This is a genomic window from Streptomyces sp. NRRL S-37 (genome assembly GCF_000721605.1).
In the GTDB taxonomy this organism is placed as follows: Bacteria; Actinomycetota; Actinomycetes; order Streptomycetales; family Streptomycetaceae; genus Streptomyces.
In genome coordinates, this window is the sequence record NZ_JOIZ01000006.1 from 458,400 (window position 1) to 472,541 (window position 14,142).

9 protein-coding genes and 1 pseudogene are annotated in these 14,142 nt (G+C 72.3%); 5 read left to right on the forward strand and 5 right to left on the reverse strand.

Annotation, left to right across the window (positions count from 1 at the left end):
* Positions 1–24: 24 nt before the first annotated feature.
* Positions 25–2,394, forward strand: a pseudogene (locus IH50_RS0112765) (tetratricopeptide repeat protein); the annotation flags it as partial.
* Between the two features lie 7 nt (positions 2,395–2,401).
* On the opposite strand, the gene IH50_RS39645 reads toward IH50_RS0112765, so the two are convergent.
* Both IH50_RS39645 and IH50_RS0112770 read right to left on the reverse strand, forming a co-directional pair.
* Positions 2,402–3,097, reverse strand: coding sequence for a response regulator (locus IH50_RS39645; RefSeq protein WP_078913944.1), 696 nt, complete (start codon positions 3,095–3,097; stop codon positions 2,402–2,404).
* On the reverse strand, positions 3,094–4,737 hold the full coding sequence (locus tag IH50_RS0112770) for a sensor histidine kinase (protein WP_030860577.1): 1,644 nt from the start codon (positions 4,735–4,737) through the stop codon (positions 3,094–3,096). The genes IH50_RS39645 and IH50_RS0112770 overlap by 4 nt, the downstream gene beginning before the upstream one ends.
* 157 nt (positions 4,738–4,894) lie before the next feature.
* On the opposite strand from IH50_RS0112770, the gene IH50_RS0112775 reads away from it, so the two are divergent.
* From IH50_RS0112775 to IH50_RS0112790, 4 genes are all read left to right on the forward strand, one after another.
* Positions 4,895–6,295 carry a cation:dicarboxylate symporter family transporter gene (locus IH50_RS0112775; RefSeq protein WP_030860578.1) on the forward strand — a complete coding sequence of 467 codons (1,401 nt, stop codon included), beginning with the start codon at positions 4,895–4,897 and terminating at the stop codon, positions 6,293–6,295.
* A gap of 210 nt (positions 6,296–6,505) precedes the next feature.
* Positions 6,506–6,931 (forward strand): MerR family transcriptional regulator, encoded by a 426-nt coding sequence (locus IH50_RS0112780; protein ID WP_030860580.1) that lies wholly within the window; start codon positions 6,506–6,508, stop codon positions 6,929–6,931.
* Positions 6,932–6,948: 17 nt separating this feature from the next.
* Positions 6,949–7,263, forward strand: a complete 315-nt coding sequence (gene trxA, locus IH50_RS0112785; protein WP_107062041.1) for a thioredoxin — start codon at positions 6,949–6,951, stop codon at positions 7,261–7,263.
* A 191-nt stretch (positions 7,264–7,454) separates the two neighbouring features.
* Positions 7,455–9,686: a HelD family protein gene (locus tag IH50_RS0112790; RefSeq protein WP_030860582.1), complete on the forward strand. Its 2,232-nt coding sequence runs from the start codon at positions 7,455–7,457 to the stop codon at positions 9,684–9,686.
* 10 nt (positions 9,687–9,696) lie between these two features.
* Here IH50_RS0112790 and glgB read toward each other — a convergent pair whose 3' ends face one another.
* From glgB to IH50_RS0112805, 3 genes are all read right to left on the reverse strand, one after another.
* A complete protein-coding gene (gene glgB / locus IH50_RS0112795) occupies positions 9,697–12,261 on the reverse strand; it encodes a 1,4-alpha-glucan branching enzyme (RefSeq protein WP_078913946.1) in 2,565 nt (854 codons plus the stop codon).
* 32 nt (positions 12,262–12,293) lie between these two features.
* Positions 12,294–13,712, reverse strand: a complete 1,419-nt coding sequence (locus IH50_RS0112800) for a maltokinase N-terminal cap-like domain-containing protein (protein WP_030860584.1) — start codon at positions 13,710–13,712, stop codon at positions 12,294–12,296.
* 111 nt (positions 13,713–13,823) lie between these two features.
* On the reverse strand, positions 13,824–14,142 hold a 319-nt coding region (locus tag IH50_RS0112805), incomplete at its 5' end, for an alpha-glucosidase C-terminal domain-containing protein (RefSeq protein WP_199822074.1).

Genomic DNA, 14,142 nt, shown 5'->3' on the forward strand with positions numbered 1-14,142 from the left:
TGTCGACGGGGGCGAGTACGGGGCATGGAAGCGGCACTGCTGGCGGCCCTGGCCGAGGGCGCGGGCGGGGACGGCGGACGCCGGGCGGTGGAGAGGCTGGCGCGGGCGGTGGGGCTCGACGTCGGCGCACCCGCCCGGGACATCGCCGAGGCGGCGGAGGACCCGGCACGGCGGGAGGTCGTACGGGAGTGGGGCGAGGCGGTGGCCGACCTACTTGCTGCCGATTCGCAAGGCGTCGCCCGTGGCGTCGCGCGGGCCATGGAGCGGTCCGCGCCGGGAAGCGGGACGTCCTGGTACGACGGCGATCACACCGACTTCCGGGGCGGGGTCTTCCTGCGCGAGGTGATCGGCGTGCAGGTCGTGATCCAGCAGGGCGGGGCCGCCGTCCCCGAGGCGATGGCCGGCCTGCCGCCGAGGCCCGGCGGGTTCACGGGCCGGGAGCAGGAGACGGAGGACCTGCTGCGCGCGCTGGATCCCGCCGGGACGCAGTCGGCGGCGACCCTCGTCGCCGCCGTGTCCGGTCTCGGCGGCATCGGCAAGACCGCGCTCGCCGTCGAGACCGCCTACCTGGCCCTTAAAAAAGGCTGGTTCCCCGGCGGGGTCCTCTTCATCGACCTGCACGGTTACGACCGGGAGCCCGTAACCGCCGACCGTGCCCTCCAGGCCCTGCTGCGCGCCCTCGGCACCCCGCCGGAACACATCCCCACCACGACGGACGAGCGGGCGGCGCTCTACCGTTCCACGCTGGCCGGCCGGGCTCACGAGCGCGGCCCGGTGCTGGTCCTGGCCGACAACGCCTCCTCGCCGGACCAGGTACGGCCCCTCCTGCCGGGCGACTCCCGGCACCACGTCCTGGTCACGTCACGCGACCGGTTGCCCCAATTGGGCGCGCGGCTCGTTCCCCTGGACCAGCTCAGTCCGAGGGAGGCGTACGAACTCCTCGATCGTGCCCTGCGGATCGCCGATCCGTACGACAGCCGGGTGGCCGACGACTCCGACACGGCCGAGCGACTCGCCGGCCTCTGCGGGCACCTCCCACTGGCCCTGCAGATCGCGGCCGCCCTGCTGGCGGAGGACCCGGGCAAGCCGGTGACCGAACTCGTGGCGGAACTGGCCGAGTCCCATGACCGCCTCGACCACCTCGACGATGGCGAGCGCAGCGTCCGCGCGGCCTTCGAGCTCTCCTACCGCCGACTGCCGCCCGAGCCCGCGCGGCTGTTGTGCCTGCTCGCTCTCGCGCCGGGGCCCGAGGTGAGTGACGAGGTCGTCGCCGTTCTCGTCGGTGCTGAGGAGCCTCCGGCGCGAGCTCAGAAGGCCTTGGCCCGTGCACACCTCCTGGAGAGGGGGAGCGAGCGCGGATGGTGGCGGTTGCATGACTTGGTGCGGGTGTTCGGGATGGGCGTGGTGTCGGGAGATGCGGGGCTGTGGGAGGAGGGGGAGGCGGCGCGGGAGCGGGTGCTGGAGTTCTATGTGCGGTGGGCGAATGCGGCTGATGACCGGTTGCGGTGGTTGCCGGGGCTGGAGGAGCCGGAGCGGTTCCGGGACCGGGGGCAGGCGTTGGCGTGGCTGGACGCGGAGCGGTCCGGCCTGGTCGCGGCGGTGGGGTGGGGGCGGGAGGAACGGTTCGCGGGCACGGCGGTGCGGCTGGCCGAGTGTCTGGGTGAGTACCTGTACTGGCGGCGGTATTTCGATGACTGGATTGCCGTCGCGGAGGCGGTGCGGGAGGCTGCGCAGCTTGCCGGGGACCGGATGGACGAGGCCATCGCGTGGAGCCACCTCGGCAACGCTCTGCAGGCTGCGGGCAGGGAGGGGGAGGCGATCGACGCCCATACCCGGGCCCGCGACCTGTTCCAGGCCTCCGGAGACCGCCACCTCGAGGCCAGCGCGTGGAACAACCTTGGCCTCGCCCTGCGGGAGGCGGGCCGGGCGGAGGAGGCGATCGACGCCCACACTTGGGCCCGCGACCTGTACCAGGCCGTCGGAAACCGCCATCGCGAGGCCATGGCGTGGAACAACCTGGGCAGCGCCCTGCGGGAGGCAGGGCGGGCGGAGGAGGCGATCGACGCCCATACTCGGGCCCGCGACCTGTACCAGGCCGTCGGAGACCGTTACCGCGAGGCCACGGCATGGAACAACCTGGGCAGCGCCCTGCGGGAGGCAGGGCGGGCGGATGAGGCGATCGAGGCGTACGGCAGGTCCCTGAAACTTGGCCGTGAGTTCGAAGACTGGTACGGCGAGGGGCGGACCCTCGCAAATCTGGCCTTCATCCACGAGCTCGCCCACCGTTCCGCCGAGGCCCGCGCCGCCTACCTCCAGTCCGCCGACGCCTACACCCGAGCCAACGCCCCCACCGAAGCCGCCCTAGCCCGTACCTGTGCCGCCGCCCTGGACCCCCCTCCCCCTAACGCCCCTTCTCCACCCCCCGAACCCACCGATAAACCAGCTCCGGCCTCCCCACCTGCCCATAAACCGGCGCCCGCCCGGCCCTCCCCGCGTCCACCAGGTGCTCCAGATACCGCCGGGCCGTGATCCGGGAGATCCCCACCGCCTCGGCGACCCCCGCCGCCGTCAGCCCGTCCCCCGCCTCCCGCAGCACCCCCGTCACCCGTTCCAGCGTCGGCCCGCTCAGTCCCTTCGGCAGTGCGGCCGGTCCCGGGGCCCGCAGGACCGCCAGCGCCCGGTCCACCTCGTCCTGCCCGCTCGCCTCGCCCACCGCCGCGTGGAACTCGGCGTACCGCACCAGCCGGTCCCGCAGGGTCGCGAAGGTGAACGGCTTCAGTACGTACTGGACGACCCCCAGCGACACCCCTTCCCGGACGACCGCGAGGTCCCGCGCCGACGTCACTGCGATCACGTCGGCGTGGTGGCCGGCCGCCCGCAGGGAGCGGGCGAGCTGGAGTCCGTGCACGTCGGGCAGGTGGAGGTCGAGGAGGAGCAGGTCGACGGGGGTACGGTCCAGGGCGCGCCGGGCCTCCGCGCCGGTGTGCGCCTTGCCGACGGCGACGAAGCCGGGCACCCGGTCGACGTACATGACGTGGGCGTCGGCGGCCACCGGGTCGTCCTCGACGACCAGCACTCTGATGGGTTCCCCGGTCATACGGTGCCTCCCGGACCCTGCGCGACAGCGGCGTCCCTCAACGGCAGCCGTGCCTCGAACACCGCGCCGCCCTCCTCCCCGGACGTCACCGACAGTGTCCCGCCGTGCCGGCCCGCCGCCTGCCGTACGAGCGCCAGGCCCAGCCCCCGCCCGCCGGGACCGGACGGTTTGGTCGTGAAGCCCCGCTGGAAGACCGCCTCCGTGTGGTCCGGGTCGACGCCGGGGCCGGTGTCGGAGACCCGCAGGACCAGCTCCGAGCCGCGGTCGCCCTCCTCGGTCAGTGCGGTCACCGTCACCCGGGGCCGCACCCCGCCCTGCGCCGCGTCCACGGCGTTGTCGATCAGGTTGCCGAGGATGGTGACCAGGTCCCGGGCGGGCAGGGTGTCCGGGAGGAGGCCGTCGTCCAGGCGGCTGTCCTCCGACACCACCAGCTCCACGCCCCGCTCGTTCGCCTGCGCCGTCTTGCCCAGCAGCAGTGCGGCCAGCACCGGCTCGCTCACCGCCGCCACCACCTGGTCGGTGAGCGCCTGCGCCAGCTCCAGCTCGGCGGTGGCGAAGTCCACCGCCTCCTCCGCGCGGCCCAGCTCGATCAGCGAGACGACGGTGTGCAGCCGGTTCGCCGCCTCGTGCGCCTGTGACCTGAGCGCCTGGGTGAAGCCGCGCTCGGAGTCCAGCTCGCCCATCAGCGACTGGAGCTCGGTGACGTCCCGCAGGGTCACCACCGAGCCGCGCCGCTGGCCGCCGGTGACCGGTGAGGTGTTCACCACCAGCACCCGGTCCGCCGTCAGGTGCACCTCGTCCACCCGGGGCTCGGAGGCGAGCAGCGCGCCCGTCAGCGGTGTGGGCAGCCCCAGCTCCGCCACCGACCTGCCCACCACGTCCTCCTCCTGGCCCACGCCCAGCAGCTCCCGGCCGCCGTCGTTGATCAGCGCGATCCTGTACCGGCCGTCCAGCATCAGCAGCCCCTCGCGCACGGCGTGCAGCGCGGCCTGATGGTAGTCGTGCATGTGGCTGAGCTCGGTCGCGTTCATGCCGTGGGTGTGGCGGCGCAGCCGGGCGTTGATGACGTACGTGCCGATCGCGCCGAGCCCGAGGGCGCCGGCCGCGACCGCCAGCAGCGCCGTGAGCTGGCCCTGGGCGCGCTGGCTGATCTCCTCGACCCGTATGCCGGCGCTGACCAGGCCGGTGATCCGGTCGCCGTCCCGGATCGGGGTGACCGCCCGGACCGACGGGCCGAGGGTACCGGTGTAGGTCTCGGTGAAGGTACGGCCCTCCAGGGCCGGGCCGGTGTGGCCCTGGAAGACCAGGCCGATCTGGTCGGGATCGGGGTGGGTCCAGCGGATGCCCCGCGGGTCCATGATCGTGACGAAGTCGATGTCGGTGTCCCGTACCACCGCCAGCGCGTACGGCTGGAGCTCCGCCGACGGGTCGGGGGTGCGGATCGCCTCCCGCACGGAGGGCGAGTCGGCGATCGAACGGGCCACGGAGGTGGCCTGGCGGCCGGCCGCCTGCTCGGCCTGGCTGCGGTCACTGACGTAACTGAACAGCGCGTATCCGGCCACGACGACCGCGATGAGCACGGCCTGCATGGCGAAGAGCTGGCCCGCGAGGCTGCGGGGGCGGGGCAGGGGGATACGCATTCAGTCAGTCTGCCTCTCGGTTCCACGGTGAACTAAATGAACGGAAGGGTGACCGCGCTCACAAGGCACGACATAGTCACGGCATTCCCCGAAAACCCATCCCCCGGACGTGAGCCGCACGCCGGTGATGCCGACGACGTCGTCAAGGAGGGCCGCCGTGACCAGCACATCCGCTACGGCACCTGCCGCACCCAAGGCCAAGCGGGACCGCACGCACTATCTCTACATCGCGGTGATCATCGCGGTCGCCCTCGGTATCGCCGTCGGTCTGATCGCGCCCGACTTCGCGACCGAGCTGAAGCCGCTCGGCACCGGGTTCGTGAACCTGATCAAGATGATGATCTCGCCGATCATCTTCTGCACCATCGTGCTGGGCATCGGCTCCGTGCGGAAGGCCGCCAAGGTCGGCGCGGTCGGCGGTATCGCACTCGGCTACTTCATGGTCATGTCGGTCGTCGCGCTCGCCATCGGCCTGATCGTCGGCAACATCCTGGACCCGGGGACGGGCCTCGCGGTCACCGACGCCGTCAAGGAGACCGGTCAGGCGCAGGTCGACGCGGAGGCCAAGAGCACCGTCGACTTCCTGATGGGCATCATCCCGACCACGATCGTCTCCGCGTTCACCGCCGGCGAGGTCCTGCAGACCCTGCTGGTCGCCCTGCTCTGCGGCTTCGCCCTCCAGGCCATGGGCCCCGCCGGACAGCCCGTCCTGCGCGGCGTCGAGCACATCCAGCGGCTGGTCTTCCGCGTCCTGGCGATGATCATGTGGGCGGCCCCGATCGGTGCCTTCGGCGCCATCGCCGCGGTCACCGGCTCGGCCGGCGTCGACGCGCTCAAGAGCCTCGCCGTGCTGATGCTCGGCTTCTACACCACCTGTGTGCTGTTCATCTTCCTGGTGCTGGGCACGATGCTGCGCCTCATCGCGGGCGTCAACGTCTTCTCGCTCTTCAAGTACCTGGGCCGCGAGTTCCTGCTGATCCTCTCCACCTCCTCCTCGGAGTCGGCGCTGCCGCGCCTCATCGCGAAGATGGAGCACCTGGGTGTCAGCAAGCCGGTGGTCGGCATCACCGTCCCGACCGGCTACTCCTTCAACCTCGACGGCACCATGATTTACATGACCATGGCCTCGCTGTTCATCGCCGACGCCATGGGCACGCCGATGTCGATCGGTGAGCAGATCCCGCTGCTGCTCTTCCTGCTGGTGGCCTCCAAGGGCGCGGCCGGTGTCTCCGGTGCCGGTCTCGCCACGCTGGCCGGCGGTCTCCAGTCGCACAAGCCGGCCCTGGTGGACGGCATCGGCCTCATCGTCGGCATCGACCGCTTCATGAGCGAGGCCCGCGCCCTCACCAACTTCGCGGGCAACGCCGTCGCCACCGTCCTGATCGGCACCTGGACCAAGGAGATCGACCGGGCCCGGGTGGACGAGGTCCTGGCCGGCCGCGTTCCCTTCGACGAGAAGACGCTGCTGGACGACAGCCACGGCACCGGCGGCGACGCGGACGAGGCCCGCACCGAGCTGCCCGAGCCGGGCGGCGAGAAGGAGCTGGCCAAGGCCTGACGGCCGCCGGCGTCACACGCCCCACGGACCCGGGCGGCTGGGACACTCCCCCCGTTGCTCAGCCACCCGGTCACGGAGGCCCGTCGCCCGTATCCGGGCCTCCACAGCCGCCGAGCGGTCGGACCCCACCCCCGTGGGTCCGGCCGCTCGGCCGTTTCCGTCCCGTCCGCCCTTGCCTTGACGCCGACGTCAAGGCTTACGTTCGTCGGCATGCGAATCGGCGAGCTGGCCGCACGGGCCGGGACCACCACGCGGACGCTGCGGTACTACGAGTCACGCGGACTGCTGTCCGCGCGGCGCACCGGCAACGGGTACCGGACGTACGACGAGAGCGATCTGAGGCTGCTGCGGCAGATCCGCACGCTGCAGGACTTCGGGTTCGACCTGGAGGAGACCCGGCCCTTCGTGGAGTGCCTGCGGGCCGGGCATCCCGAGGGCGACGCGTGTCCCGCCTCGCTCCAGGTCTACCGGCGCAAGCTGGACGAGCTGGACGCCCTGATCGGCGAGCTGCGCGCGGTGCGGGAGAAGGTCGGGCAGCAGTTGAGGCGCGCGGAGCGGGCGCGGGACGAGCTGGCCGCCGACGCGGAGGTTCCGGGCGGTCCGGAGCCGGTGTGCGAACTGGGAGGGGAGCTGTGATGAGCAAGGCGAGCGGTGTGCCCGAGGTGACCGACGCGGACTTCGCGGACGAGGTGATCGGGGCGGAGCTGCCGGTGCTGGTGGAGTTCACGGCCGACTGGTGCCCGCCGTGCCGGCAGATGGCGCCGGTGCTGAGCGCGCTGGCCGCCGAGGAGGAGGGCCGGCTGAAGGTCGTCCAGCTGAACGTGGACGCCAATCCGGACACGACCAACGCCTACAAGGTGCTGTCGATGCCGACCTTCATGGTGTTCCGCGACGGGGAGCCGCTGCGGTCGATGGTGGGGGCCAGGCCCAAGCGGCGGCTGCTCGAAGAACTGTCGGACGTGCTCTGACCTGGTACGACGACCCGGCGCGAGCGGGTACGCGGCACAAGAAAACCCCCGGGCAATTGCGCCCGGGGGTTTTCTTTGCGTATATTCATTGATTCGCGACTTCGTTTTGAGGGAGTCGCAGTGAAGTCCAGTGACCACAGTATATCCGGGCGGGAGCGGAATTGTCAAACACCGAATTTCCGGACGAGGAATTGCGGCAGGAACAGCAATTCATCGACGGACTGTACGCACGCGTGGACGTCCTGCGCGGCGACGCCGAGGTGTCCGTCACGGAGGCGCTCGCCCAGGGCCACACTCCGAGGCAGGCCCGGCTGGAGCGGGACATCCTGGTCGCCGAGCGCTCCGGTCTGCTCGCCGCGCTGAACGCGGTGGACGGCTCCCTCTGCTTCGGCCGCATCGACCTCGCCTCCGGCGACACCCACCACATCGGCCGCATCGGCCTGCGCGCCGACGACGCCGAACGCACGCCCGTCCTCATCGACTGGCGCGCCGACGTCGCACGCCCGTTCTACCTGGCCACCGGCCACACCACGATGGGCCTGCGGCGCCGCCGGCACATCTCCACCGAGGGCCGCCGGGTCACCGCCCTGCACGACGAGATCCTCGACCTCGGCGACGACACCCGCACCGGGCACGAGGACCCCACCGGCGACACCGTGCTGCTCGCCGCGCTGAACTCCGCGCGCACCGGCCGCATGGGCGACATCGTGCGCACCATCCAGGCCGACCAGGACCGCATCATCCGCGCCCCGCACCGCGGGGTCATGGTCGTCGAGGGCGGCCCCGGCACCGGCAAGACCGCCGTCGCCCTGCACCGCGCCGCCTACCTGCTCTACGAGCACCGCGAGCTGCTGGCCCGCCGCGCCGTCCTGATCGTCGGCCCCAACCCGGCGTTCCTCGGCTACATCGGCGAGGTGCTGCCCAGCCTCGGCGAGACCGGCGTGCTCCTCGCGACCGTCGGCGAGCTGTACCCCGGGGTGAAGACCACCCGGACCGACACCCCCGAGGCCGCCGCCGTCAAGGGACGCGCGGAGATGGCCGGCGTCCTCGCCGACGTCGTACGCGACCGGCAGGCGCTGCCCGACCCGGTGATCGCGATCGAGCACGACCGCGAGGTCCTCATGCTCGACGACGGCCTGGTGAACGTCGCCCGCGAACGCACCCGCGCCGCCAAACTGCCGCACAACGTGGCCCGCGAGCACTTCGAGGGCCACATCCTCAACGCGCTCACCGACATGGTCGCCGAACGCATCGGCACCGACCCCTACGACGGCTCCAACCTGCTCGACCCCAGCGACATCACCCAGATCCGCGACGAGCTCGCCGAGAACCCCGAGGTCTGGTCCGCCATCGACCGGCTGTGGCCGAGGATCACCCCGCAGCGCCTGGTCGCCGACTTCCTCGCCGCCCCCGAGGGCTACCTCTCCGACGAGGACGCCGCCGCGGTCCGCCGCCCGGTCACCCGGCACTGGACCGTCTCCGACGTGCCCCTGCTCGACGAGGCCGCCGAACTCCTCGGCGAGGACGACCGCCTCGAACGCGAGCGCGCCGAACGCGAACGGCAGAAGCAGATCGCCTTCGCCCAGGGCGTCCTGGACGTCTCGTACGCCTCCCGCACCTTCGAGTTCGAGGACAAGGAGGACGACGACCCGGACGCCTCCGAGGTGCTGTCCGCGCACGACATCATCGACGCCGAACGCTTCGCCGAACGGCACGAGGAGGACGACCACCGCAGCGCCGCCGAGCGTGCCGCCGCCGACCGCACCTGGGCGTTCGGGCACATCATCGTCGACGAGGCACAAGAACTTTCTCCCATGGCATGGCGGCTGCTGATGCGGCGCAGCCCCACCCGCTCGATGACCCTGGTCGGCGACCCGGCACAGACCTCCGAGGCGGGCGGCGTCGGCTCCTGGGCGGACATCCTCACCCCGTTCGTCGAGGACCGCTGGGAGCACACCCGGCTCGGCGTCAACTACCGCACCCCCGCCGAGATCATGGACGTCGCCGCGGCGGTGGTGCGCGCCGAGCACCCCGGCTTCGAGCCGCCCGGTTCCGTCCGCTCCACGGGCGTACGGCCCTGGGCCCGCGCCACCGACGACCTGCCCGGCGCCGTCGCCGAGGCCGTCACGGAGCTCACCCCCGACGAGGGCCGCCTCGCCGTCATCGCCCCGCGCGAGCTGCACCGGGCGCTGGCCGCCCGCCTCGACGGGGTGACGGCGGGCGCCGAGCCCGACCTGGCGCACGCCGTCGTCCTGCTCGACCCGCGCCAGGCCAAGGGACTGGAGTTCGACTCGGTCCTGGTCGTCGAGCCGGGCCGCTACGGCACCAGCGACCTGTACGTGGCGCTCACCCGCGCCACCCAGCGGCTCGGCGTCCTGCACACCGAGCCACTGCCGAAGCCGCTGGCCGACACCCTGGACTGAGCGGAGAGGCTCAGGCCGGACGCAGCCACACCGTCGCCAGGGGCGGCAGGGTCAGCCGGATCGACGCCGGGAACCCGTGCCGCCCCTGCGGCTCCGGCTTGACCGGGTCGGCGCGGGTGACGTCACCGCCGCCGTAGCGGCCGGCGTCGGTGTTCACCACCTCGTGCCAGGCGGGCACGTCGTCGGGCACCCCGATCCGGTAGTCCTGCCGGACCACCGGGGCGAAGTGGGAGACCGCGAGCAGCGGGGAGCCGTCGGAGCCGTACCGCAGGAACGCGAACACGTTGTCCTCGGCGGCGTCCCCGGTCACCCACCGGAAACCGGACGGCTCGGTGTCGCCCTCCCACAGCGCCGGGGTGTGCCCGTACACGGTGTTGAGGTCGCGCACCAGGTCGCGCACCCCGCGGTGGTCGGCCTCGGCGCCGTAGTGCGGGTCGAGCAGCCACCAGTCCGGGCCGTGCGCCTCCGACCACTCCGCCCCCTGCGCGAACTCCTGCCCCATGAACAGGAGCTGCTTGCCGGGGTGGGCCCACATGAAGCCCAGGTAGGCCCGCAGGTTGGCGCGCTGCTGCCACCAGTCGCCGGGCATCTTCGACACCAGGGACCGCTTGCCGTGCACCACCTCGTCGTGGGAGATCGGCAGCACGTAGTTCTCGCTGTACGCGTACACCATCGAGAAGGTCATCTCGCCGTGGTGGTAGCGGCGGTGGACCGGCTCGTGGCTCATGTACTGGAGCGAGTCGTGCATCCAGCCCATGTTCCACTTCAGGCCGAACCCGAGCCCGCCGAAGCCGCTGGGGCCCTTGTGGTGGGTGGCCCGGGTGACGCCGTCCCAGGCCGTGGACTCCTCCGCGATCGTCACGACCCCCGGCACCCTGCGGTACACGGTGGCGTTCATCTCCTGGAGGAACGCCACCGCGTCCAGGTTCTCCCGGCCGCCGTGCTCGTTCGGCGTCCACTGGCCCGGCTCGCGCGAGTAGTCCAGGTAGAGCATCGAGGCGACCGCGTCCACCCGCAGCCCGTCGATGTGGAACTCCTCGCACCAGTACAGGGCGTTGGCGACGAGGAAGTTGCGCACCTCGCGCCTGCCGAAGTCGAACTCCAGCGTCCCCCAGTCCGGGTGCGCCGCCCGCAGGGGGTCCTCGTGCTCGTACAGCGGCCGCCCGTCGAACTCCGCCAGCGCCCACTCGTCACGCGGGAAGTGCGCCGGCACCCAGTCCATCAGCACCCCGATCCCGGCCCGGTGCAGCGCGTCCACCAGGTACCGGAAGTCGTCCGGGGTGCCCAGGCGGGCCGTGGGCGCGTAGAACCCGGTGACCTGGTAACCCCACGAACCGCCGAAGGGATGCTCGGCGACCGGCATCAGCTCCACATGGGTGAACCCGAGGTCCTTGACGTACGCGGGGAGCTGCTCGGCGAGCTGCCGGTACGTCAGCCCCGGCCGCCACGACGGCAGGTGCACCTCGTACACGGAGAACGGCGCCCGGTGCGCGGGCACGGCCGCCCGCCGCTCCAGCCACTCCGCGTCACCCCACGCGTACGCCGACGACGTGACGATCGACGACGTGGCCGGCGGCACCTCCGTACGGCGGGCCAGCGGGTCGGCGCGCAGGGTCTTCGAACCGTCGGGGCGGGTGATCTCGAACTTGTACAGCTCGCCCTCGCCGATCCCCGGCACGAACAGCTCCCACACCCCCGTCGAGCCCAGCGACCGCAGGGGGAAGCCGGTGCCGTCCCAGAAGTTGAAGGTGCCGCACACCCGCACCCCGCGCGCGTTCGGCGCCCACACCGAGAAGCGGGTGCCGGTGACGCCCTGGTGGGTCATGGGGTGCGCGCCGAGGACCGTCCACAGCTCCTCGTGCCGCCCCTCGCCGATCAGGTGCAGGTCGAGCTCGCCGAGCGTGGGCAGGAAACGGTACGCGTCCTCGGTCTCGTGCACCGTCCCCTCGTACGTCACGAGCAGCCGGTACGCCGGGACCTCACCCAGCGGCAGCAGTCCCGAGAAGAAGCCGTCGCCGTCGTCGTGCAGCTCGACGGTGAGGCCCCCGGAGACGACGGTCACCGCGAGGGCGTACGGCCGCAGCGCCCGGAAGACGACCCCGCCGGGCACCGGGTGCGCGCCGAGCACGGAGTGCGGGGCGTGATGCGTCCCGCTCAGCAGCCGCTCCCGGTCGTCGGCGGTCACGGCGGGGGAGACGGCGATCTCCATCTCGGGCGGGGCGGACTGGGGGGCGGGGGTGGCCTTCGGTGCCGTCTTCTTCGCCGGGGCCTTCTTGGCGGGGGTCTTCCCGGCCGAGGTCTTCTTCGCGGCCTTCTTCGCCGGGCTCTCGGCGGCGGCCTTCTTCACCGCGGCTTTCTTCGGCACTGCCTTCTTCGCCGCTGCTTTCTTCACGGCGGCCTTCTTCACCGTCGCTTTCTCGGTCGCCGCCTTCTTGATCTCCGCTTTCTTGGCCGTGGCCTTCGCCGCCGAGGTGGTCTTCTTCCCGGCGGTCTTCTTCGTCGGCTCGGCGGCCGCGGGCTGCCGCTCGGCCGGCTGCTCCGGATGCGAACCGCTGGACTCGGGGCGGGGGGTCACGGGCGAAGCCTCCTGGACGCGGGTCGGATGGGTCAGATCAGGTCGGTCGTGGCGAGCCGGTGCACGGCGGCCAGCGGCACGGGCAGCCACTCGGGACGGTGCCGGGCCTCGTAGACCACTTCGTAGACCGCCTTGTCGGTCTCGTACGCGCGCAGCAGCACCGGATCGGTGCGCGGGTCCCGGCCGGCCGCCTCCGCGTAGCCGGAGCAGTACGCCGCCCGGCACCGCGCGGCCCAGTCCGGCTGCGGCGGGTCCACCGAACGCGCCGCGTAGTCGAAGGACCGCAGCATGCCGGCCACGTCCCGCACCGTCGGCTGCGGCATCCGGCGCTCGGCCAGCGGACGGGCCGGTTCACCCTCGAAGTCGATCAGCGACCACTCCCCGCTCGGCGCCCGCAGACACTGGCCGAGATGCAGGTCGCCGTGGACCCGCTGGGCGGTCCAGACGCGCCCTTCGGCGGCCAGATCGTCCAGCGCCGTGAACGCCGAGCGCAGCCCGTCCGCGTACGGGCGCAGCGCGGGCACCGCGTGCACGGCCGCCTCCAGCCGCTCGGCCATGCCGGCGACCATCGTGCGGAGCTGGGCGTGTCCCAGCGTGACCGTGGGCAGCGCGCGGGCCAGCGCGGTGTGCACCTCGGCGGTGGCCCGTCCGAGATCCCGTGCCTCGGCGACGAAGTCCTCCCCCTTGGCCAGCTCCCGCAGCGCCAGCTCCCAGCCGTCCGTCGCGCCCTGCACGAACGGCTGGAGCACCCCCAGGACGTACGGCTCGGCCGACGGCGGCGGACCGGGCGACTCGTCGGGCTCCGCGACCAGCCAGGCCGTCGGCGGGGGCACCCGGGGGCAGCCCGTGCGGGCCAGCGCCAGCGGCAGCTCCAGGTCGGGGTTGATCCCGGGCACGATCCGGCGCAACAGTTTCAGAATGAACGTATCTCCGTAGACGACCGACGAGTTCGACTGCTCGGCGGTCACCAGGCGCGGCACCAGACCGGACCGGATCTCCTGGCGCGGATCCCGCTCGAAGCGAAGCCCGCCGATCCGGGCCTGGGTGCGCAGCGCCTCCAGGAGCAGTTCGGCGGGCCGGGTGTCGTGCAGGGCCTCGTAGACCGTCCGTCCGGCCAGCGGGCCCCGCGTCACATGACCGATCAGCGCGGGCGCCAGCCGGGGCGGCAACGCCTCGCGCACGCCTATGAGCAGCTGGTAGCAGTCGCCGGGCTGCTCGGGACCGTCGTGGCCCGGCTGAAGCGGCTGGTGCGCGCGCACCAGCAGGTGGTACAGGCCCAGTTTGGCCGCGGGCGGCAGCAGTTCGGTGGCCGCGACCAGGGAGAACCCGGTGACGGGGCGGCCCTTGCCCGCGAACCAGCGCTGCCGCGGCAGCCATTCCCTCAGCAGTGGATCCAGTGACGCAAGGAGGCCGGGCGGGGTCGTGACGGTACGTGTGACGGCTTCCGACATGGCGTCGCGTCCTCTCCCCTCGTTCGGCGCGCCCACGGGGCGCCGCCGGTGGGCGGGGTGTTACTCATGCGTGCCCCGGGCGGAGCGGTGGAAACCGCCCCGCCCCGGGTTCTACGCGGCGTCCTTGCGGAGCCGGAACCAGTAGAAGCCGTGGCCCCCGAGGGTCAGCAGGTACGGCAGATCGCCGACGGCCGGAAAGCGCACCCCGCCGAACAGCTCGACCGGATGGCGTCCTCCGAAGGCGCTGAGATCGAGCTCGGTGGGCTGGGCGAAGCGGGAGAAGTTGTTGACGCAGAGCACCAGGTCGTCCTCGTACTCGCGCAGGAAGGCAAGCACGGCCGGGTTGGAGGAGGGCAGCTCGGTGTAGGAGCCGAGGCCGAACGCCGGGTTCTGCTTGCGGATCTCGATCATCCGGCGGGTCCAGTGCAGC